The organism is Marinimicrobium koreense (assembly GCF_003762925.1).
Classification (GTDB): Bacteria; Pseudomonadota; Gammaproteobacteria; order Pseudomonadales; family Cellvibrionaceae; genus Marinimicrobium; species Marinimicrobium koreense.
This window is the reverse complement of record NZ_RJUK01000001.1, coordinates 2433890-2455712: the sequence shown is the minus strand read 5'-3', so window position 1 is coordinate 2455712 and position 21823 is coordinate 2433890. Positions and strand designations below refer to the sequence as shown.

Below are 21823 nucleotides of genomic sequence, written 5' to 3'. Positions count from 1 at the left end.
GTTATGCTTGTTGGTGTAGGTTAGGTGTTGGTGTCGGATTACGGCCTTCGGCCTAATCCGACCTACTGGGCAGTGACGTTTTAGTAGGTCGGGTTAGGCCGAAGGCCGTAACCCGACAGAAACATCTGGAAAAAGGAGGGGGGTCAGAATCGCCAATTAATTGTAGCGCCCGTAAGGTCGACCTGTTGATTTCCGAAGAACACCCGCTGGATTTTGAGGCCGGCGCTCACGCGCTCATTGAGCGGCATCTCCAGTCCCAACCCCAGCAACGGATCGGTGCCCTCGGTCGACTCCGGCGTTATCTGGGGGCCGATGGCGCTGACTTCACTTCGCCACCGGTACAGTCCCACCTCGGCGAGCAGGCTGACCCGTTCGTGCAGCGGCAGGCGCAGTCTCTGGCCGAGGGTCCAGCCCTTGGCGCTGTAGGGGTAGTGTTGTTCCAGAGCCTGTTGCAACCGTTGGCTGTTGTCCACTTGAGTTTGGAAGCGGGCCTGGGTTTCCCCCAGGTTTAAATAGCCCAGTGTCAGGCTGAACTCTCTTGCAAGAGGGAGTTCTATGCCCAGGCTTATCGACCGTCGGCTGACATCGTATTGGCTGAGCGATATTGGGTCGCTGTGGCTCGCCATGCGCTGGGCAAAATCTCCGGCGCTAACCGAGCTCTTGGCGCTATATAACCCAAGTTCAAACCGCATATCGTTGATCGGGTCCACCGCTTGAGCCACTGAGTCCAGCGAAGCACCCATCAACGTAAGGCCCAGTAGCGGAGCACCGATCAAAGCGCCCAGTCGGCGGCTGACCGGCCGGCTTCTTAACAGGCCAAGCCCCAAGAGGCTTATCAGTAGCCAGGTACCCGTGGCACCACCACCTGAGCTTCGGGTAGTGACCTCGCCGTCGTAGCCTGAGGCCCCTTGGTCCGGATTTTCCGGGTTGGGTTCTTCTGGCTGTGAGTCGCCCCTTTGGCGGCTGACGGCTCCGGGATCTGCGACGTTTCCGTTGGTTTCTCCATCGGCATCATTCGGGCCACCATCTTCAATAGTCAATTGCACACAGTGGTAACCCTCAATCAGGCCGTTTTCCCAGTCGTCATCGCCGGGAGGGGGACAATACCCAGGGTTACCCGCAGCGGAGTGAAGCGCGTTGTTGGCATCCTCCACAAAGGTGACCCACGCCCCGTCCTGGAATTTGCGATAGGTTGCCTGAGCGGGAATAGGGCTTGTTTGTGGAATCACGATTCGGGCGCTTTGCCCCGGTTCGGGTAGATCGCCCAACTCGAAATCGAAGATGCCGCCGACCGGCTCAAACGATGCGTCTTCCGGTATGGCGCCGGTGGGCCCCACGGTTTCCTCGCCGACTTGAGCACCACCGTTGTCGGTGGGCAGTGCGAAAGCACCTAAACCGCAGGAGAGGCCGGGATCGCACTCCATCAGGAAAGCGTCCTGTCGTTCGGCGCTTTCCAGCAGGACGTTGGAGCTAATGAGGCTATCCTGATAGTTGGGGATGCCGTTACCGTTGTCATCCGCGAAGCCCTCGGCGTCGTCGTCTACACCATCACCATCGCTGTCTTCGTCGGGGCTTAGTGTCGGCGGTACCGGTACGACAAGAAAGTGGCGGCTGACGCTGGTGGCTTCACCCGCACTGTCGGTTACCGTCGTGGCGACGCGATAGCGCCCGGGGTTCAATGCCTGCGGTTCAAACACAAGCGTGTTGTTCCCGGTGTCACCGTCGGTGTCCACCAGAGCACTGTCGCTGGCCGACCAGTCGTACTGGTGACTGTCTCCGACGTTCGGGTCAGTAACCAATGCCGTGACGGTTGCCGTGCCACCTTCGATCGGGATCAAGCGACGATTTTCCTCGCCCTGAACCAGTTGCAGTTGAACGCGTGGCGCAACGTTGCCATCGACAATTGCGATTCGGTGCTGGCGCTTGGCGCCACTGTTAATGTCATAGATATTCGGGTTGTCCTTATCGTAGCCGTCAGCCAGGTCGTCGTCGTTGCCTGTGCGGTCATCCAACTCGATGATCAGTGTTTCGCGGCTTTCGCCATCATTGGGCGCGAGTGTGACCTCGACCGTTTTGCGCTGCTCGCCGGCCTCCAGCACCACAGTGCCATCGGTGAGGTCGTGATCTTCGTCGTTGGCGGTGCTGGCATCGGATACCCGATAGGGAATGACCAACGGGTAGAAGGGCGACTCGCCGTTCAGGATTACGGAGAAGACCGCTGTAGAGCCGGCAACCGCAACCTGGTCCTTGCTCAGGGACACCATTGGCCGGATGTTGACTACCTGCGTGGCTTCGGCGCTGTTGCTCTGGAAGTCCTCAGCCAGCCAGGTGATTTCGTGCCGACCCGGCGCCAGGCGTAGCTGGTTGCCTTCCATGCCTTCAACACGCGGGTAGCAGCAGGCATCGCCGTCGATGTCGTCACTGGCCAGTTGGTCCAGAGCGTCCTGAAGCTCGGCTTCGCTGGCCTCTTCGTCCAGCCCCAATAAGTCGCGCAGGGTTATCTGGGTGAACAGAGCTTCCGAGTCCAGCACGCGTTCCTCCGGCGCGACCAACTGTGGTGGCATCAGGTCCAGGTAGCTGGCCGGGTCGTTCGGGTCAGTGCCGTCCAGATTTTCCTGGTAATCACTGAAGCTGTCGCCGTCACTGTCCGCTCCCGGCTCGACCGTCAGGTCGAAGGCGGCCAGGCTGGCGGATTCGGCGCCGTCGCTGACGCTGACCTGCAGGCCGGTGTAGCTGCCAACATCGTCGTCCGCCGGTGTGCCGGTCAGCTCGCCCGTGCTGCTGTCCAGAGTCAGCCAGCCGGGCAGACCGGCGGCGCTGAAGGTCAGCGTGTCGGACTCGTCCGAGTCCTCCGCCGTCGCGGTAAAGGTGTAAGCCTGTCCCACGGTCGCCGTGGTTGGTGCCATACCGCCGATGGTGGGCACGTTGTTCACGTCGATCACTTCGATGCTGAACGCCGCCAGGTCGGTGGTGGCATCGCCATCGCTAACGCTGATCACAATACCCGGATAGCGGCCGCTGGCGGCAATCCCCGGCGTGCCGGTCAAAGCACCGGTGGTGTTGTCGAACTCGGCCCAGGCGGGCTGGCCCGTAACGCTGAAGGTCAGCGTTTCGTTGGCGTCCACGTCGTCGGCGGTCGGGGTGAAACTGTAGGCTTCGCCCTCGTTCACACTGGCCGCCGGTGTGCCTCTGAGGGTGGGCGCGTCGTTCACCGGGGTGACGGTGACGGACACGGTGGCCGAATTCGACGGTTCGCCCACATCGTCGTTGACGGTGTAGGTGAAACTGTCGGCCCCGTTGAAGTGCTCGTCCGGGGTGTAGGTCGCCGTACCGTCGCCGTTCAGGCTGACGCTGCCGTGGGTCGGGCTGGTCAGGGCGATGCTCGCCACGTCCAGGGTGCCGTCCACGTCATTGTCGTTGGTCAGCAGGTCGATGGTCGCGGGTGTGTCTTCCTCCGTGGTGGCATCGTCGTCGTTGGCCAGCGGCGCGTCGTTGACGCCCTGCACCGTCATGCTGACGGTCGCCACGTTGGACCAGGCACCCTCGTTATCCGTCACCCGGTAGGTGAAGCTGTCGTTGCCATCGAAGTTCTCGTCCGGTGTGTAGGTGATGGCACCGGTCGCGGTGTCGATGGCGGTGCTGCCGTCACTGGGTGCGCTGACCACTTCCACCGAGGCGGTGTCCAGGCTGCCGTCCACATCCGAGTCGTTACCCAGAACATTCACCTCGTGCGGCGTCTCCTCCTGCAGCGTGGCGGCATTGTCTTCGGCCACCGGCGCGTCGTTGACGGGGTTGACGGTGAGGGTGACGGTCGCTTCGTTGGACGTGCCGTTGGCGTCATCTTGCACCACGTAGGTGAAGGTGTCGGTGCCGTTGAAGTTCTCGTCCGGGGTGTAGGTGACCACACCTGTGGTGCCGTCCACCGACAGCGTACCGTTGGTCACATCATCCAGCACCTGCACGGTGGTGGCATCCACCGAACCGTCGATGTCGGAGTCGTTGGCCGTTACGTCGACGTCCACCGGGTTGTCCTCGTCCACGCTGGCCGAGTCGTCGGCGGCGGTGGGCGTGTCGTTCACGCCGTTGACGTTGACGATAACAGTCGCCGCGTTGGACACGCCGCCGTTCTGGTCCTCAATGGTGTAGCTGAACTGATCCGTACCGTTGAAATCGGTATTCGGCGTATACAGCACTTCGCCGTTGACCAGCTCCGCGCTGCCATTGGCCGGTGCGGCGGTGATGACGATGGTGCTCGGATCAACGCTGTCGCCGTCGTCGATGTCCGTATCATCCGCCGCCACGTCGATACTGATCGGGTTATCTTCCGGCGTGTTGGCGGTGTCGTCACCGGCCACGGGCGCGTCGTTGATGTTAATGATGCCGATGGTCATGGTGGCTTCATTGGACACGGCGCCAAGGGCATCCTCGACGGTGTAGGTGAAGCTATCCTGACCGGCGAAGTTGGCATCGGGTGTGTAGGTCACCGCGCCGCTGCCGGTATCGATACTGGTGCTGCCATGAGCCGGTGGAGTGACAATTTGAACACTGGCCGGGTTGAGGTCGCCCTCAGGGTCTGAGTCATTATTCAGGATGCCCAGGTCCGCGGATTGGTCCTCGACAATCTGTGCCGCGTCACCACCCGCGGAGGGGGCCAGGTTCGTGACGGTGAAATTCAGCTCAGAGGGATCGGCAATACCCCCGTAGATATTACCCGCACTGTCCGCAAAGGCACCGCTCGAGACTTGCACGTAGTAGCTGACGGTGGGCTCCAGGTCGGGTATGTCGATGGTGGCCGTGGAACCGCTGATGGAGACATCACTGGATGTCGCCGACACAGAACTGACGGGCGTGCCGTCGGCTTCAAAGACCTCGATCACACCACCGGACTGGCCGGTGACGGCTTCGCTGAAAGTTAGGTCAATATCTGTATTGAACCAGACGCCCGTTGCGCCATCGACCGGTGAGGAGCCAGTGAGGGAGGGGGCGCTGTCGTCGTGTTCCAGACTGAACTGACTGGCGGCTTCGCTGTTATTGCCGGCCGTATCCTGCGCCGCGCTGGCGCCGACGTCCAGAGTAACGGTCCCTTCGGAGCTGGGCGCTACCGTGACATCGAAACTGCCGTCGCCATTGTCGGTAAAGCCGCTCAGCGAGGCGTTGCCGGCGCTGATATCACCCACGGCAAAGCCGATGACCGTCTCACCAAAATCGATGGTGGCGGTAAAGCTGGCGCTGTTGCTCGGGCTGGTTTCGGCACTGGTGATGGCCGGCGCCGGCGCCGTTCCATCGTAGGTCAGGCTCAGTGTCGTTGCCGCCGTGTTGCCATTGCCGACCGAGTCCTGAGCCACGTCGGCGGCGACGTCCACGTTCACCGAACCGTCCGTTGTCGGTGTGACGGTGGCGGTGTAGCTGGCGCCGCTGCCGCTGAAGCTGCTCAAGCTGGCGTTGGTGGCCGTAATATCGCTGACATCAAAGCCGCTGACGGTTTCACCAAAGGTGACGGTGATGTCGAAAGCGCCATTGGTGGGGTCGCTGGCGGCCGTGCTCAGGCTGGTGGTGGGTACCGTGGTATCCAGAGAAGCCGTGTCGGTGACAGCGGTGGCGGCGTTGCCCGCCGAGTCGGTCAGCGTAACAGCCAGTGTAAGGGTTCCGTTGCCCAGGCCGCTGGCATCAATGCCTGTGACCTGCTCTCCGGGGCTGGTAATCGTGCCCGTGTTCGTGAGGTTTGAGCCACCACCACTGCTACTGATGGAGTAGCTGTAGCTGGTACCCACTTCGGCGCCGCTGAACGTGAAGCCAATGGAGCTTGCTTCACTGGCATCAACATTGGCGTCGTCAAAGCTGACACTGTGACCAGTGGGCGCGGCATTGTCGACCTCGGCGTTGCTGCTGTCGGCAACGGTCGTTGTATTCCCGGCATTGTCCGTGGCGCTAACCGACACATTCAGGTTACTTCCAGATGTTGAACTGCCATCAATGGTGTAGGACGCGCTCCATGTGCCACTGCTGTTGGTGGCGGGGACAGAGGCTCCGCCGCCAAAGGCGGAGAAGTCGATTGCCACACTGCTGATGATGTCACTGTTGTTGTCGCCACCTGCGGTATTGTCCCAAGTGGCGGTGACGGTATCGCCCAGGACGTAAGCGCCTCCGTTGCCTGAGCTACCGCTGAGGCTGATATTGGCATCGCTCACCAAGGGGGAGACGTCATCCGCCAAACTAACGGACGAAGCGATGGACAAGGCCGCTGTGTCGTCTCCGCCGTTCGCCGTTCCTCCGCTGTCCGTCACAGACGTTAAGGTAACAACACGCGAGGACGTACTGACCTCGACGCTAGTGTTCAAATAAGAGAGGTTGTCGATCAAGCTCTGTGCTTGAGCGCCGGATAGGCTGCCACCTGTGAAGCTGACGGTAGCCGTGGAACCTACAACCGCGACGGAATAGCTCAATCCGTTGTTCGAGGTTGAGCCGGAGGTGCCGTGAGTCAGCGCAATGGAGCTGCCATCGGCGTTCAGAGTTTCCGACACACCGTTGCTGAGATTGCTGACCGTCAACGTAAAGCTGGATACTGTTTGGCCGCTTTCAATCGTTGACACGCTTGCACCGGAGTACAAGCCGACGGCGCTGCCGCCCTCACTGAAGTTCGGGTCGGTGGCGGTGGCGGTCAGCGTCGGTTCGTCGTTGACTTCGCTCACGGTGACGGTGGAAGCCACGGCCAGCAGCGCGGTATCGCTGCCACCGTTGCCGGTGCCCCCGTTGTCCTGCAGTGAAGTAATGGTCACCACGCGGTTGCTGGTGTCCGGTGTGTTGCTGTTGTTCTGATAGCTCAGGCTGTCAACCAGCGTTTGCGTGGCCGCGCTCGACAGAGTGCCGCCACTCAGGGAAACCGTAGCCGTGGTGCCGGAGACGGAAACGCTGTAGCTAAGGCTGTTGGTGGCGGTCGTGCCGGACGTGCCGTTGGTCAGGGCGATGGCGGTGCCGTCTACATTGACCACCTCATCGCTGCCATTGTTGACGTTGGTGACCGTAAAAGTCAGGCCTTCAAGGGCCTGCCCGAATTCGACGGTGCTGACGCTGGCGCCGCTGAACAAGCCGGCCGCCGCGCCGCCTTCGGTAAAGGTGGGGTTACTGCCGGTGGCGGTAAGCGTGGGCTCGTCGTTGGTTCCGACAACGGTCACCGTGGAGGTTTCGGCCAGGGAGACGGTGTCGTCACCGCCATTGGCGGTGCCGCCGCTATCCTGAAGGCTCGTCAGTGTGACGACCCGGTCGCTGGTGTCCGGTGAGTTGCTGTTGTTCTGATAGCTGATGTTGTCAATCAGTGTTTGGGCGGCTGCTTCGGAAAGGGCACCGCCGGTCAGCGAGACTGTTGCGGTGCCGCCGACCACCGACACGCTGTAGCTCAGGCCGTTGCTGGCGGTGGTGCCGCTGGTGCCATCAGTCAGCACGATGGTCGACCCGTCGAGATTAATCCGCTCGTTGCTGCCGTTGGTTACATTGGAGACGGTGAAGGTCAGGCCGTTAACCGTTTGGCCGGATTCAACGGTACCGATGCTGGCACCGCTGAACAAGCTGGCCGCCGCGCCGCCCTCGGTAAAGACCGGATTGCTTCCGGTGGCGGTCAGCATCGGCTCGTCATTGACGCCGTTGAGGGTTACGGTGGACGCCACGGCAAGGGACGCCGTATCGTCGCCGCCGTTGGCGGTGCCCCCATCGTCCTGCAGAGAGGTGATGGTTACCACGCGGTTGCTGGTGTCCGGTGTATTGCTGTTGTTCTGATAGCTCAGTCCATTGACCAGGGTTTGGGTGGCCGCGCTGGACAGCGTGCCGCCACTCAGGGACACCGTGGCGGTGGTGCCGGCGACGGAGACGCTATAGCTAAGGCTGTTGGTCGCTGTCGTGCCGGAAGTGCCGTCGGTCAGGGCGATGGCGGTGCCATCCGCGTAGAGAACTTCATCGGTGCCGTCATTGACGTTGGTCACCGTCAGGGTCAGGGCGCCCAGTGTCTGGCCGGCTTCGATGGTACTGACGCTGGTGCCGCTGAACAGACCGGCCGCCGAACCTCCTTCGGTAAAGGTGGGGTTGCTGCCGGTGGCGGTGAGCGTGGGCTCGTCGTTGGTCTCCACCATGGTGACGGTCGAGTCGACGGCCAGTGAAACAGTGTCATCACCCCCGTTTGCGGTGCCGCCACTGTCCTGAAGGCTCGTCAGAGTAACCACACGGTTAGTAGTATCCGGCGTGTTGCTACTGTTCTGATAGCTGATATTGTCAACCAGTGTTTGGGCGGCCGCTTCGGACAGGGAACCGCCGGTCAGGGAGACCGTTGCGGTACCCCCGATGACCGACACGCTGTAGCTAAGGCCATTACCCGCCGTGGTGCCGCTGGCGCCATCGGTCAGTACGATGGTTGAGCCGTCGAGGTTGATTCGCTCATTGCTGCCGTTGCTGAGATTGGAAACGGTAAAGGTCAGTGCTTGAATGGTTTGCCCGGAGTCAGAGGTGCTGATAGTGGTGCCACTGAACAGGCTGGCCGCGGAGCCGCCTTCGATAAAGGTCGGGTTATCGCCCGTCGAAGTCAGGGTGGGCTCGTTGTTGGGAGAGGGAACTTGAATATTACTTATACCAATTTCACCGAATGAGGCGTACATATTGCCAGTGGATGTCACTGTAAAATGTGAGACGCCAGTAAAGTTCAGCGTTGCGGTTCCCGACCCCGAAGCGTCTACAGGTGACCCGTTACTGGGTGTGAATGTATAGGTGTACCCAGTACCGAAGAACTCTAGGCTGGAAACATCGAATGTTTCTCCACCGGTCATGGATACCGTTAGCGTGGACTCGTAGGACCCACTGGACCCTGCTGTCACGTAAGTAATAATGTGAGTGCTGACGTCCGCGCCATCGAACTCAAGGGTTTGGCCCCCCGAAAGCGTGTAGGTTGCATCGATGCTGGCGGCACCGCCCTGGGAACCTGCGTAGGAAATAGAACCCCCTCCACCGCTAACGAGGGGAAGAACATGGTTGAAGCTCTTGAGAGCGGATGGAGAAAAAGGCGTTGATGACTCAATGGTACCTCTGGCCACCTCAAGGTCCCAATCACCATGCTTTCCGGCGTCCCCTGTAAAGTCGTTTGAGGCCGCTACGTCTACACCGGTGCGTGAAGAGACAAGGTCGAGAAACTCATTGCCCTTCCGTCCGTTTGCCAGGTTGCAACCATAAAAAAGCAGATCGCCGCCTTCACGCAGCGCGCCGTTGAGCGAGGTGGCTGTGGCGTCGCTGCCAAAGTTTTCTGAGGTCAATGTGCTCGTGCCCAGTTGAATGCGGCCGGACGCAGCATGAGAAACGATGTGGATAGCATCGAGATCCGCATAGTCGCTGAGGATAGACTGTAGCTGCTGTTCGCCGTCGGAATCCGCATTCACAAACCGAACTTGCAATCCGGGCTTTAGGTTTTGTGTAAATGTCGTGTAGTTGGGCACGGACGTGTCGATAATCACAATTTCCCTGATGTTACGTCCCGCCTGCAAATCGAGCGGTTGTGCTTGTGGGCTTTCGCTTTTTAAAGTGTGAGTGTTTACTTTCAGGTCGAGGGCTTGTTTGGCCGGTTTCACAAGCCGCATATCACTTGCCGAGAGCGGGCCCCTTTCGGTCGCTACAAATCGGTCACGGTTAGTGCCAAGTTGGCTTTCTCCCCCGTTACTTTTGTAAGAAATTTCACCCGGATGAGATAGTCGTCTTTGGTAGCTTCCAACCGTGGTATATGCCGATGCTGGCATGGAAAGAACGCCTAAAGGCACTAACAACGCCATTAAGGGGGTCATTTTTCTTTGGTTCATGGTTGGCTCCTCAGACTGATAGGCTCTTCAGCTGTGTGTTTGGGTGCGATAATGCTGGACTCCGTTCCGGTCTGGTCTTTCCAGAAGGCCATATCGCTATATTTTGTAAATAAATCGGGCGGCAGGATGCTTCGCCTGGGTGTGAATTCCACTTTGCGTTTCACCCGGTGAAGCCCGTCGATGCCCAATGTTTGATCGAATTCATTTTCCTCGTATTCCACGTTGTCGAAGTCGTGATCATGCTCTGGTAGCGAGAGAAATCGATAGACAAGTTCAATAGTGCGGGCCGGGTTCGTTGCTAATAAATCGTAGTCAACCAGCAATAACCGGTTTGAGTGTTCACCGTAGTAGGCCTCCTTCAGCGCCGTCCAGGCACTGCCAACGGCGCTCCCCGCTTGCATTAGGGTCTCGCAGCGGCTGTAGACGGTCATGCGTGAGGCGGGGTTGAACATTCGGCTGTAGTCAAACGGATTCTTCCGGTAAATACGTTCAAAGCTGTCCATGATCCACGCCGGGTTGCGAACGCAGCAGATCATTTTGAATTCAGGAAAGAGTTCTACAAGCTGATGCATCCGGGCTGTCCAGATTCGGTTGGTGTCGAAAATGGTGGAAGCTTCGTCCTTGTCGCTGTAGTAGGCTTCGAAGATTCCTTCGGTCAGGCGTTTTCGTTTGTCTCTGTCGAAAAACGCATAGAACTCGCTGCCGGCACCTATCTGCTCCAGGCAGGAATTCATTAAGGCCGCCACCGGACTCGACATGGCGGCGTGGAAATCAGGGTTCTGCCGAAGGATGCCGGCCAGCAGCGTGGAGCCGGATCGAGGCAATCCCGAAATAAAATGGTAGTTTCGATTCATAGAGTTACTGTGTTTGTTGGTAACGATACTATTGATGGTTCCGGTTGTATTGATCTGTGTAGCGAATTGTGGGCATACTGTTCTTTCGACAAATTAGATGATCAAACGTACCTAGGTGAGCCTGTAACCGCATGGATAAAGTCACATTGCCCGATGGTTTGGGGTTGCGTCAGGCAACCGCTTCCGATCAACCTTTTATTGCTGCATTGTTTCACTCCACCCGCGAGGCGTTTTACCTGGCTGATCAGGATAAGGACTATATTCACCACCTTATTGACCAGCAGCTCGACATTCAGACCGAGGCTTATGGCGAACAGTCGCCGGATGCCATGACTTTCATTATTGATAAGTCAGGAACGCCCATCGGGCGCCTGGTGTTGGACTTTGGCAAAAACATCGCCCATATTGTTGATCTGTCGTTTATTCCGGAGGCTCGGGGCAAAGGCTATGGCAAGGCGGTGATTCAGGCCGTCCAGCACATTGCCCAAAAGCAGCGGTTACCCGTCGGGTTGTCGGTCGAACATCAAAACACCCGAGCCCGGAAGTTGTATCTTTCGCTGGGCTTTTCTCCCTACGAAAACTCCATCAGCCACCTGTTTATGCTTTGGTACCCCGGAGTTGGATAGGAGCCCCGTAAACCGTCAAATGAGAGCCAAAGCGCGCAGCACGCTTTGTGCTGCGCTTTATTACTTCTCGGCCATCAGTTCCGGGAAGGAAAAATACCCTGAAGTGCGATGGAGAAGTTAAGGGCCAGGAACGGGTTTTGTATGCTGAACGGTTGGCCACCGCCTGCGGCTTCAACTTGAACCGTACCGCTGGCGCCACCGGATACTCCGCCCAGCGAGACGAGCGAGTCGTCCGATGGATTGGATTTGTAGATGTTCTCATCCTGATCCTGGGGGCCACCGGTTGCTTTCGTCTTGGATAAATAGGCTCCCTGGCTGGGTGTTGTGGCATCGCCCTCATCTGTCGTCGCTTTAACCTCGGTATTGCCGCCGCCTGACGTAAAGGTCGCCTGGTGCGTATGCCGTGCCAATTCCGTCTCGATCATGGTGTGCGTTTGGGCACCGCCATGTTGGCCAATTCGAAAAGGCGTCAAACCGGGTGGGGTATGACCGCGGCTCTGGCCGACCGGTGCCCTGGAGGCCATATCCGGAAGGCCAAAGGTGGTCCGGCCGTCGCCGCCAAAGTTTGTGCCAATCAATGAAAAGAGTGCCGTATTCTGGCTAATGGCAATCAGTTGTCCTTGGCACAGCGACCAGCCGCGCGGTGGAAAGTCGAAGCCGAACATCTGAATTTGACCGATAAATGGTTCTGACATCGCTTATGCTCCTTAATGATGCAATGTTGTTATGGATGCGGCAAGGCTCCCGCATTGCCGCCTTGTCAGCCTTGGCTAACCCGGTACGGTCACTCGGCGTCACACGCCTCTGTGACAACAATTTCATAGTATGCTTCGCCTTTGGCGGATAGGTGCAATAATGGTTCGCCAATGGTTGGATGCTTAAGTTGGTAGGAGCCATCGGCAACTGAAAGGGGCTGGTCGGTCTCCAGTAACATGCTCCATCCCAGCCACTGGCTGGACTGCATGTCGTATTTGTCCACCGTTTTCACTTTCATCGGCACCTGTTGGCCGTTGGCGTCACACACTTCGACCTGCTGGCCCTCCAGCTTTTTAAACGTGTCGTATTTCAGTTCATTCATCGAACGCTGTTTCCTTTCAATTATACAATTCTTGCGATCCACGATGCTTCAGTTGCCAGCGCTAATTCCCCTGTAAACGAATTAGTGGCTCGTTTGGCTCATAAGTCGACAATACAGGGGCATAAGTTCGCGTTCAACGTCCTCGATTTCACGGCTGCTGAAGCCTTCTCGTTTCATCGAGCTATCCGGGATGAACTTCCGCTCCGGGTGTTTGGCGCAATAGGCGGAGCGTTCGTGCACTCGGGCCATTTCCTGTTTGCTGGCACGAAATCCGAAATGACGAGCGAAGTCCCGCATCGTGACCGGGCTGATCTGTGAGTAATCAATCACTTCGGTGTTTTCGTTCCCGCAAATGTCGATCATGTGCTCCATCAACAGACGCAGAACCCGGAGGCGAAGCTCCCACAGGTTCCTGCTGTGGTCTGGACGAAATGTGGGGCCGAGAGACGCCAGGGTGGGGTCGCCCGACATGTGCCGCCCCGTCTGCCGACGGTGAGAGGCCAGTATTTCAAGAGGGTGGCGAATGATTAACAGCACCGGGGTGTCTGGGAAAGCGGCCTGAACCGTGTGCCAATGACACAGGTCCCAAGCGTTCCATTTGACCACGGGGCGTGATGTCGCCGAGCCACCGGGAACATGGAAGTCCGCCAAGCGTGGTAACAGCTGTTGGCGTTCACCCTCACTCAGTTGCGCGTCAAGGAGAAACTCGGTCAGCGCGGGTGACTCGGATATGACGGCGGACCGGTCCAATTCGGCCATGCTGCCCGAAACCCAGGTCGACCCGCAGCGGGACAGGTGCGCAATAAACCCTGCCGGCCTCCTTAAACACGACGAGTGTACTTGCTCCAGCGCTTTTATCGGTATCCTGGGGCTTAGGAGATTGACGGGGAGCCGCTGGCAGGAGCGGGTCACAAACTGGTCATAAAAGGGTTCGTTGGCTCTGCCGTCCGGCCTGCAGAGGGATAGCGTCCCATCGGCCGGGTGATAGCGGCGAGGCACCCAATGCCCCTTGATACGGTTCACGTTCAGGCTGATGGCGCGCTGGTTACAGTGAGAAAGGGCCGCCAACAGGTCGTTGCCGGGCAGCGGTTCAAGCTGCCACTGGCGCTTGAACCGGGCCAGCCAGCGGTCGGTCGTCATTGGCGGGCCAAGCGCTTCCGATGCCAGTGACGATGAAATGGTCTGCTTGTACGCGGATTGAATGCTGACCATTTGTTAACCTTTGAGAACCTTGTTCTTCAACCAGTCGTTGGCAATACAGTCGATCACCAGGTTGATTCGATCCGTTGTTCCCGTGTTGCGAACACTGTGGGTCTTGTCGACATTGATGTACCAGAGCTCTCCCGGCTTCATGGGGACGGGGTTATGGTTGCATACAAACTGCACATCGTCCTCCATTACGATCGGCATGTGCAGGCGTGCCAATCCGTATTCCAGGCTTAATTGATGGTCTCGATGTGGCTTGATAATGGCGCCCGGCTTGAGACGCATGAGCCGAACGGACTGAACGGGGCACTGCAAAGATTCAACAACGGCTGAAATAGCCGGCGTGCACGCCATTGACGGCAGGTCAACCCACTCATCTTCGGACTCATGGGCGAACGCTTGCAGGATTGGGTGGGCATCGCGATGTCGGCGTAAACACCGTAGCGGTAGAACGTCCCAGCCGCCACTGTAGTCCGCCGAATTGACATGATCGGTCCACGGGTCGCGTGAAAGCCTCTTAACATCGCTCTGCAAGCTCTCAAGGCAGCTTGACGTGTGTAAACGGGCCCGGTCAATGGGTGATTCCTGTAGATCCTTGAGCGCCTCCCGCAAGGTATTCCCCCTTTGGCACATATCGATTCCAAGTGGGATAAGGCTAGTGGAGCGCCCCGATGAGTGCAAATACTTTTTTGCTCTTAGGTTGTCGGGAACAAGGCCAAAGGGGAATGTTAGTGGTGACGATTTATTGTCGGACTGAGGTGGTCAATCTTGAAGGTAGCAAAGCGCCAATTTTCTGACTGGTCGGCAGGGTTCCGTGTGTGAGTTGTTACTATCTTTGAGGGATAGGGATGTCGGCTATCCAGTAGGTCGGATTAAGCGTTGCTAATCCGGCCTACTGGCAAGTCGTGCAGTCGCTTATTCCGGCTGCAGGCCGAGGTTATGCACAATCTGCGCGCTGGGCTGATACTGGTTCATCGTATAAAAATGCAAACCCGGCGCTCCGTTTTCCAATAACGTCTCACACAGCTCAGTGACCAGCTCCTCGCCAAACGCTTTGATGCTGTCGCTGTCATCGCCGTAGGCTTCCAGGCGCTTGCGCATCCAGCGGGGAATCTCCGCGCCGCAGGCGTCGGAAAAACGGGTCAGGTTTTTGAAGCTGATGATGGGCATTATGCCGGGCACGATGGGCTGGGTGATGCCCGCCTTGTGGCACTGGTCCATAAAGTAGAAGTAGGCGTCCGGGTTGTAGAAGTATTGGGTAATACCGCTGTTGGCGCCCGCATCGAATTTGCCTTTCAGGAATTTGACGTCGTCGTCGTAGCTCTTGGCCTGGGGGTGGATTTCCGGGTAGGCCGCCACTTCCAGATGGAAGTGATCGCCAAAGTGCTTGCGGATAAAGGCCACCAGTTCATTGGCGTATACCATCTGGTAGCCGCCGCCGACGCCGGAGGGCATGTCCCCGCGCAGGGCGACGATGCGGTCGATACCCGCGTCTTTGTATTCCTGAATCAGTTCGATGATAGTGGCTTCGTCATCACCGCCAAAGGACAGGTGGGGTGCCACTGATACGCCTTCACTTTTGAAGTGCTTGACGATGCCTTTGGTGTTGTCGCGAGTGGAGCCGCCGGCGCCGTAGGTGACGGAGAAAAAGTCCGGGGCGAACTCGGAGAGCTTCTTGCGTACGTTCAGAAGTTTTTCCCGGCCCTGGTCGGTTTTGGGGGGGAAGAATTCGAAACTTAGTTGGGGTTGATCGGTGTCGGTCATTTTGGGTGGTGCTCTTTGGTCTTTTTTCGTAGATTCAGGGTTGGGTTACGGCGGGTGCGCTTCGCTTACCGCGCCCTACGCAGACTTTCGTAGGGCGGATAAGGCCGAAGGCCGCATCCGCCGTAACCATTACTCAATTAATACTTATAGCTCTCCGGCTTAAACGGCCCTTCCACCGGCACGTCGATGTACTCGGCCTGCTGCGGGGTCAGCTTGGTGATTACACCACCAAAACCTTCCACCATGTCTTTGGCCACTTCTTCGTCCAGTTTCTTGGGCAATACCTTCACGTACAGGTGCTCCTTCTTCTGGTCCTTGGGCAGGTCGGCAAACTTGCGCTCGTACAGGTACATCTGTGCCAGTACCTGGTTGGCGAAGGAGCCGTCCATGATGCGCGAGGGGTGACCGGTGGCGTTGCCCAGGTTCACCAGGCGACCTTCTGAGAGCAGGATCAGGTGATCGTTGCTGTCCTTGTCCCGGTAGATCTTGTGCACCTGCGGCTTCACCTCTTCCCAGTGCCAGTTCTTGCGCATGTAGGCGGTATCGATCTCGCTGTCGAAGTGGCCAATGTTACACACCACGGCGCTGCTCTTCAGGGCACGCAGCATGGGGGCATCGCAGACATTGACGTTGCCGGTGGTGGTGACTACCAGGTCAGTGTTGCTCAGCACGGCGTGGTTGATGTCTTCGTCTTTTCCGGAGTTGACGCCGTTTTTGTAGGCGGACACCACTTCAAAGCCGTCCATACAGGCCTGCATGGCGCAGATCGGATCGACCTCGGTGACTTTGACGATCATGCCTTCCTGACGCAGTGAAGCGGCCGAACCTTTGCCCACATCGCCATAACCGATGACCAGCGCTTTTTTACCGGCCAGCAGGTGGTCGGTGCCACGCTTGATGGCATCGTTCAGGCTGTGGCGGCAGCCGTACTTGTTGTCGTTCTTGGCTTTGGTGACCGCGTCATTGACGTTGATGGCGGGGACTTTCAGCTCGCCTTTTTTCAGCATATCCAACAGACGGTGTACACCGGTGGTGGTCTCTTCGGAAATGCCGTGAATCTTGTCCAGTTGCTCCGGGTATTTCTCGTGCATCAGTCCGGTCAGGTCGCCGCCGTCATCGAGAATCATGTTGGAGTCCCAGACCTTACCGTCTTTATTGACGGTCTGTTCGATGCACCACCAGAATTCTTCTTCGGTCTGTCCTTTCCAGGCAAACACCGGAATGCCCGCGGCGGCGATGGCGGCCGCGGCGTGGTCCTGGGTGGAGAAAATGTTGCACGAGGCCCAGCGTACTTCCGCGCCCAGTTCCACCAGGGTTTCGATCAACACGGCGGTCTGGATGGTCATGTGAATGCAGCCCATGATCTTGGCGCCGGCCAGCGGCTTTTCCGCTTTGTATTTGCGGCGCAGTGCCATCAGTGCGGGCATTTCGCCTTCAGCGATGTCGATTTCGCGACGGCCCCAGTCGGCGTCTTTCTGGAATTGTTCGGCGGTTTTGGCGGCGACTTTGTAGTCGGTGAAGTTGGCAGCAATGTTCATGGTTTAGCTCCGGTTAAGCGTTGGAATTCGGTTTGGTGCGAGTGTCGGTTTGGGTGATGGCGGATGCGCGCGTCGCGCTTATCCGCCCTACGGATACCTCAGAGGTTGCGTAGGGCGTGGTAAGGCCAAAGGCCGCACCCGCCGTAACCCAACTTCACGCCCTTACAAATACTTCTTGAGCAACTCGGCCCTATCGGTCTTCTCCCAGGTAAAGTCCGGCAGCTCTCGACCAAAGTGTCCGTAAGCGGCGGTGGGCCGGTATATCGGGCGCTTCAGGTCAAGCATGTCGATCAGGCCCTTGGGTCGCAGGTCGAAGTGCTCGCGTACGATTTTGGCGATTTCGTTGTCCGGCAGTTTGCCAGTGCCGAACGTGTTGATTGAAATCGAGGTCGGCTCGGCCACGCCGATGGCGTAGGAGACCTGAATTTCACAGCGACTGGCGAGGCCTGCGGCAACGATGTTTTTCGCCACATAGCGACCGGCGTAGGCGGCGGAGCGGTCCACTTTCGAGGGGTCTTTCCCCGAGAAGGCGCCGCCACCGTGACGGGCCATGCCGCCGTAGGTATCGACAATGATCTTCCGTCCGGTCAGGCCGCAGTCACCCACCGGGCCACCGATGATGAACTGGCCGGTCGGGTTGATGTGGTACTGGGTATCGGCGTGCAGCCATTCGGCGGGCAGCACCTTGTTGATGATTTCTTCTCGCACCGCTTCGTGAATCTGGCTCTGGCTGACATCGGGGTTGTGCTGAGTGGACAGCACTACCGCGTCTACCGCCACCGGCTTGCCGTTTTCGTAGCGCAGGGTCACCTGGCTCTTGGCGTCCGGGCGCAACCAGGGCAGGGTGCCGTTCTTGCGCAGCTCGGCCTGCTTTTCCACCAGCCGGTGAGAGAAATAGATCGGCGCGGGCATCAGCACGTCGGTTTCATCCGAGGCGTAGCCGAACATCAGGCCCTGGTCACCGGCGCCCTGATCTTTGGCGGAAGCTTCGTTTTCGTCCACGCCCATGGCGATGTCGGAGGACTGCTTGCCGATGGCGTTGAGTACGGCGCAGGAGGCACCGTCAAAACCCACGTCGCTGGAGTTGTAGCCGATGTCCAGAATGACCTGGCGAATCAGGTCTTCCAGATCCACGTACGTGGAGGTGCGCACTTCCCCGGCCACGATGGCCATGCCGGTTTTGACCAGGGTTTCCACCGCAACGCGGGCGTTGGGATCGTCTTTGAGAATCGCATCCAGCACGGCGTCGGAAATCTGGTCCGCCAGTTTGTCCGGGTGGCCTTCGGATACGGATTCCGAGGTAAACAGTGAGTACTCAGCCATGGGCGGCTCCTATATCAAGGTCGTGAACAGTCAAAGTCGTGAATGCTATTTACGGTTGTAACGGATTAACGGACTTAAAAAATTGTCGTAACTGGATCTGAAAACCATTGCGCAAGGCGAAATAAACGCTCTGCCCTTCGCTCAGGCCGGCATCGAACGCCCAGCGGGACAGATCGTCCGGCTCGAAACCCTGCCACAGGTCGCCGCAGGCTTCCCGGGCCCAGGTCTGCTCGTGGCGGCATAGGTCGGTCACCAGCAGGGCGCCGCCGCGTACCAGGGCGGCACTCAGGTCCTGAAAGATGTCCGCCGGTGACGGGGTGTGGTGCAACACCATGTTCACCACGATGCAATCAGCCAGCACTTTATGGGCTTTCAGGGCTCGGGTATCGCCACCGATAAACTCGACATTGCTCAGCCCCCGTTCTGCCGCCAGGGCCTGAGCGCGTTCCAGCATGATGGGCGCATTGTCCAGGGCCACCAGATGCTTGAACCGCCGGGCCAGCACTGGCAGGAACTCGCCTTCCCCCGGGCCCACTTCCAATGCCAGGTGGTTGTCCGGCAGGGGCGTATTGGCCAGCAGCTGGCCCACCTGCTCGGCGTACACCGGATAGCTGGCGATCAGGTCCTGCTGGGCGCGGAATTTGTGGGCGTTGTCCGCGAAAAAATGCTGTGAAGCGAGTGCTCGCTCACCGCGAAGGGCCTTTAAACGCTCACTCAGTGCCGCCGGCAGGGGCTCTCGGTCCAGCGTCGCGAACAACTGCTGCTGCAGGGCTTGCAGCGGATTGTCCGGGGCCAGGTAGGCGCGCCGGTAGAAAATCGAGTTGCCCTCCCTCCGCGGCGCCAGCAGCCCTGCGTTGGTCAGCACCTTCAGGTGATGGCTCATGCCGGACTGTTTGGCATCCAGCAACTGGCACAGCTCCAGCACCCCAAAGGAGTCCCGTTTCATGACCCGCAGAATGTCCAGACGCAGAGAATCGCCGGCGGCCTTGAGCAGCTGGGGCAGGGCGTCCGGCGCGAGGGTGTCCGGGTCTGGGAGGGTGTGGGCTTGATTCATGGGAGGGGAGTTTAGCAGGGGTTTGGTTCTATATCAAAATATTTTGATATAGGTGGTTGGCAATGCCCTTAATAGTCATAAAAACTATAACAAGGCTTTACTGTCGGCCTCGGGTAGGGGAAAATAGCGCGCTTTATGATCAATGCAGTGAAAGTTGGGCGGAACAGTTAAAATTCTCCGCCAAATGTCATACAATTAGCGGCCAGCTCAGCTAGGTGGGTCCGATCGTCGGGACGCCCGAGCGTCATACAAGAGTCGTACAATCCGCGTTGTGAGCGCAGAGACCCCAAGAACACAGATGAATACCCCGTGTCCTGACGCTTCCGAATCGACGCGACCGGAGTCCGAGCCAGCGTGACTTGATGCCGGCAGAGGCCAGAAACCCTGGCCCAGGCGCTGAATCATTGGCCCATGCCGCCCTTGCCCGGCGGGCCACCAGCGGCCGGTAAAACCCAGAACACCCAACCATTATCGAAGGAGCTATTCAAAACATGCCCACTCGTAACGATCTAGCCAATGCCATTCGTGCCCTGAGTATGGACGCCGTCCAGAAAGCCGGCAGCGGCCACCCCGGCGCCCCCATGGGTATGGCAGACATCGCCGAAGTCCTGTGGAATGACTTCATGAAGCACAACCCGCAGAACCCGGAATGGGCCGATCGCGACCGCTTCATCATGTCCAACGGTCACGGCTCCATGCTGGTTTACTCTCTGTTGCACCTGACCGGCTATGACCTGCCAATGGAAGAGCTGAAAAACTTCCGTCAGTTGCACTCCAAAACCCCGGGCCACCCGGAGCTGGGCTACACCCCCGGTGTTGAAACCACCACTGGTCCGCTCGGTCAGGGTCTGGCCAATGGTGTTGGCATGGCGCTGGCCGAGAAGAGCCTGGCGGCCCAGTTCAATCGCGATGGTCACGACATTGTCGATCACTACACCTACGTGTTTGCCGGTGACGGTTGCCTGATGGAGGGCATTTCCCACGAAGCCAGCTCTCTGGCTGGCACTCTGGGCCTGGGCAAGTTGATCGTGTTTTACGATGACAACGGCATCTCCATCGACGGTGAGGTTAAAGGCTGGTTCACCGACGATACCCCCAAGCGTTTTGAAGCCTATGGATGGCACGTGGTGCCGGGCGTAGACGGTCACGATTCGGCGGCCATCAAGGCGGCGATCGAAGCCGGCCGCGCTGAAACCGACAAGCCCACCATCATCTGCTGCAAAACCGTGATCGGTTTTGGTTCGCCCAACAAGGCGGGCAGCCACTCCTCCCACGGCGCGCCCCTGGGTGATGATGAAATTGCCCTGACCCGCGAGAAGCTGGGTTGGAAACACGGTGCGTTTGAAATTCCGGACGAAGTCTACAAAGGTTGGGACGCCAAAGAGAAGGGTAAGGCCGCCGAGAGCAGCTGGACCGAGCGTTTCGAGGCGTACAAAAAAGCCCATCCCGAACTGGCCGCTGAATTTGAGCGCCGCGTGATCAAGCGTGAGCTGCCGGCCGACTTCGCTGCCAAGGCGAACGAGTTCATCAAAGAGTGCCAGGCCAAGAAAGAAGATATGCCCAGCCGTAAGGCGTCGCTGAAGTCCATCGAAGCCTTCGGCAAGATTCTGCCCGAGCTGATGGGTGGCTCCGCCGACCTGGCGGGTTCCAACCTGACCATCTGGGACGGTTCCAAGCCGATCACCAAAGAAGACGCCTCCGGTAACTATGTGTACTACGGGGTACGCGAGTTCGGCATGAGCGCCATGATGAACGGCATCACCGCTCACGGTGGTTTCATTCACTACGGTGCCACCTTCCTGATGTTCATGGACTACGCCCGCAACGCCGTGCGCATGTCCGCACTGATGAAGCTGCCGAACATCTTTGTCTACACCCACGACTCCATCGGTCAGGGTGAAGATGGTCCGACTCACCAGCCGGTTGAGCACATGGCCACCCTGCGCGCCACGCCGAATATGGACGTATGGCGCCCCTGTGACGCGGCCGAAACCGCCACCGCCTGGAAACTCGCGGTCGAGAACAAGGATCGCCCCAGTGCGCTGGTCTTCAGCCGTCAGGGGCTGCCCGCCATGGAGCGTACCGACGAGCAGGTGGAAGCGATTGCCCGCGGTGGTTATATCCTGAGCGATTGCGACGGCGAGCCGGAAGTCATTCTGATGGCCACCGGTTCCGAAGTGGCGCCGACCCTGGAAGCCGCCAACCTGCTGACCGAGAAAGGTCGCAAGGTACGCGTGGTGTCCATGCCGAGCACCACCCTGTTCGATATGCAGGGCAAGGAATACCAGAACGAAGTGCTGCCGCGCAGCGTTACCGCCCGGGTGGCGGTGGAAGCCGCCCACGGCGACCAGTGGCGCAAGTACCTGGGCTTGGATGGCGCTACCGTGACTCTGGATACCTTCGGGGAATCCGGTAAAGGTGGCGACCTGATGAAGCACTTTGGCTTCACTGCGGAAAACATCGCCAAAACCGCCGAAAGCCTGCTGTAAGCGGTTCCGGCCGCTCCCCGCGCGCCTCGCGAGAGCGCGCGTCGGCGACGGCCGGGCGCGAATGCGC

12 protein-coding genes and 1 pseudogene are annotated in these 21823 nt (G+C 58.8%); 2 read left to right on the top strand and 11 right to left on the bottom strand.

The features are described from left to right. Positions 1-143: 143 nt before the first annotated feature. From EDC38_RS10700 to EDC38_RS10695, 3 genes and pseudogenes are all read right to left on the bottom strand, one after another. Positions 144-8639: a tandem-95 repeat protein gene (locus EDC38_RS10700; RefSeq protein ID WP_246004382.1), complete on the bottom strand. Its 8496-nt coding sequence runs from the start codon at positions 8637-8639 to the stop codon at positions 144-146. 372 nt (positions 8640-9011) lie between these two features. Beyond that, a pseudogene (locus EDC38_RS16725) lies at positions 9012-9608 on the bottom strand (DUF4347 domain-containing protein); the annotation flags it as partial. Between the two features lie 212 nt (positions 9609-9820). Then, on the bottom strand, positions 9821-10678 hold the full coding sequence (locus EDC38_RS10695; RefSeq protein WP_123638500.1) for a sulfotransferase family protein: 858 nt from the start codon (positions 10676-10678) through the stop codon (positions 9821-9823). A gap of 131 nt (positions 10679-10809) precedes the next feature. On the opposite strand from EDC38_RS10695, the gene EDC38_RS10690 reads away from it, so the two are divergent. Further along, entirely contained in the window at positions 10810-11304 is a 495-nt protein-coding gene (locus EDC38_RS10690; protein ID WP_123638499.1) for a GNAT family N-acetyltransferase, read from the top strand. Positions 11305-11378: 74 nt separating this feature from the next. Here EDC38_RS10690 and EDC38_RS10685 read toward each other — a convergent pair whose 3' ends face one another. The 8 genes from EDC38_RS10685 to EDC38_RS10650 all read right to left on the bottom strand — a co-directional run bounded on the left by EDC38_RS10685 (position 11379) and on the right by EDC38_RS10650 (position 19267). Further along, positions 11379-11999, bottom strand: coding sequence for a phage tail protein (locus EDC38_RS10685; RefSeq protein ID WP_123638498.1), 621 nt, complete (start codon positions 11997-11999; stop codon positions 11379-11381). An 89-nt stretch (positions 12000-12088) separates the two neighbouring features. Next, positions 12089-12382: a DUF6916 family protein gene (locus tag EDC38_RS10680; protein ID WP_123638497.1), complete on the bottom strand. Its 294-nt coding sequence runs from the start codon at positions 12380-12382 to the stop codon at positions 12089-12091. 81 nt (positions 12383-12463) lie between these two features. Beyond that, positions 12464-13594, bottom strand: a complete 1131-nt coding sequence (locus EDC38_RS10675; protein WP_123638496.1) for a hypothetical protein — start codon at positions 13592-13594, stop codon at positions 12464-12466. 3 nt (positions 13595-13597) lie between these two features. Beyond that, a complete protein-coding gene (locus EDC38_RS16685) occupies positions 13598-13942 on the bottom strand; it encodes an aspartyl/asparaginyl beta-hydroxylase domain-containing protein (protein ID WP_342769073.1) in 345 nt (114 codons plus the stop codon). 561 nt (positions 13943-14503) lie between these two features. Beyond that, positions 14504-15352 carry a methylenetetrahydrofolate reductase [NAD(P)H] gene (gene metF / locus EDC38_RS10665; protein WP_123638494.1) on the bottom strand — a complete coding sequence of 283 codons (849 nt, stop codon included), beginning with the start codon at positions 15350-15352 and terminating at the stop codon, positions 14504-14506. A gap of 137 nt (positions 15353-15489) precedes the next feature. Then, positions 15490-16890: an adenosylhomocysteinase gene (gene ahcY, locus EDC38_RS10660; protein ID WP_123638493.1), complete on the bottom strand. Its 1401-nt coding sequence runs from the start codon at positions 16888-16890 to the stop codon at positions 15490-15492. Between the two features lie 162 nt (positions 16891-17052). Continuing rightward, positions 17053-18213 (bottom strand): methionine adenosyltransferase, encoded by a 1161-nt coding sequence (metK, locus tag EDC38_RS10655; RefSeq protein ID WP_024461470.1) that lies wholly within the window; start codon positions 18211-18213, stop codon positions 17053-17055. 49 nt (positions 18214-18262) lie between these two features. Then, a complete protein-coding gene (locus tag EDC38_RS10650) occupies positions 18263-19267 on the bottom strand; it encodes an ArsR/SmtB family transcription factor (protein WP_123638492.1) in 1005 nt (334 codons plus the stop codon). 491 nt (positions 19268-19758) lie between these two features. Between EDC38_RS10650 and tkt the strand changes: the two genes are divergently transcribed. Beyond that, positions 19759-21756, top strand: a complete 1998-nt coding sequence (tkt, locus tag EDC38_RS10645) for a transketolase (RefSeq protein ID WP_123638491.1) — start codon at positions 19759-19761, stop codon at positions 21754-21756. The last annotated feature ends 67 nt before the right edge of the window (positions 21757-21823 follow it).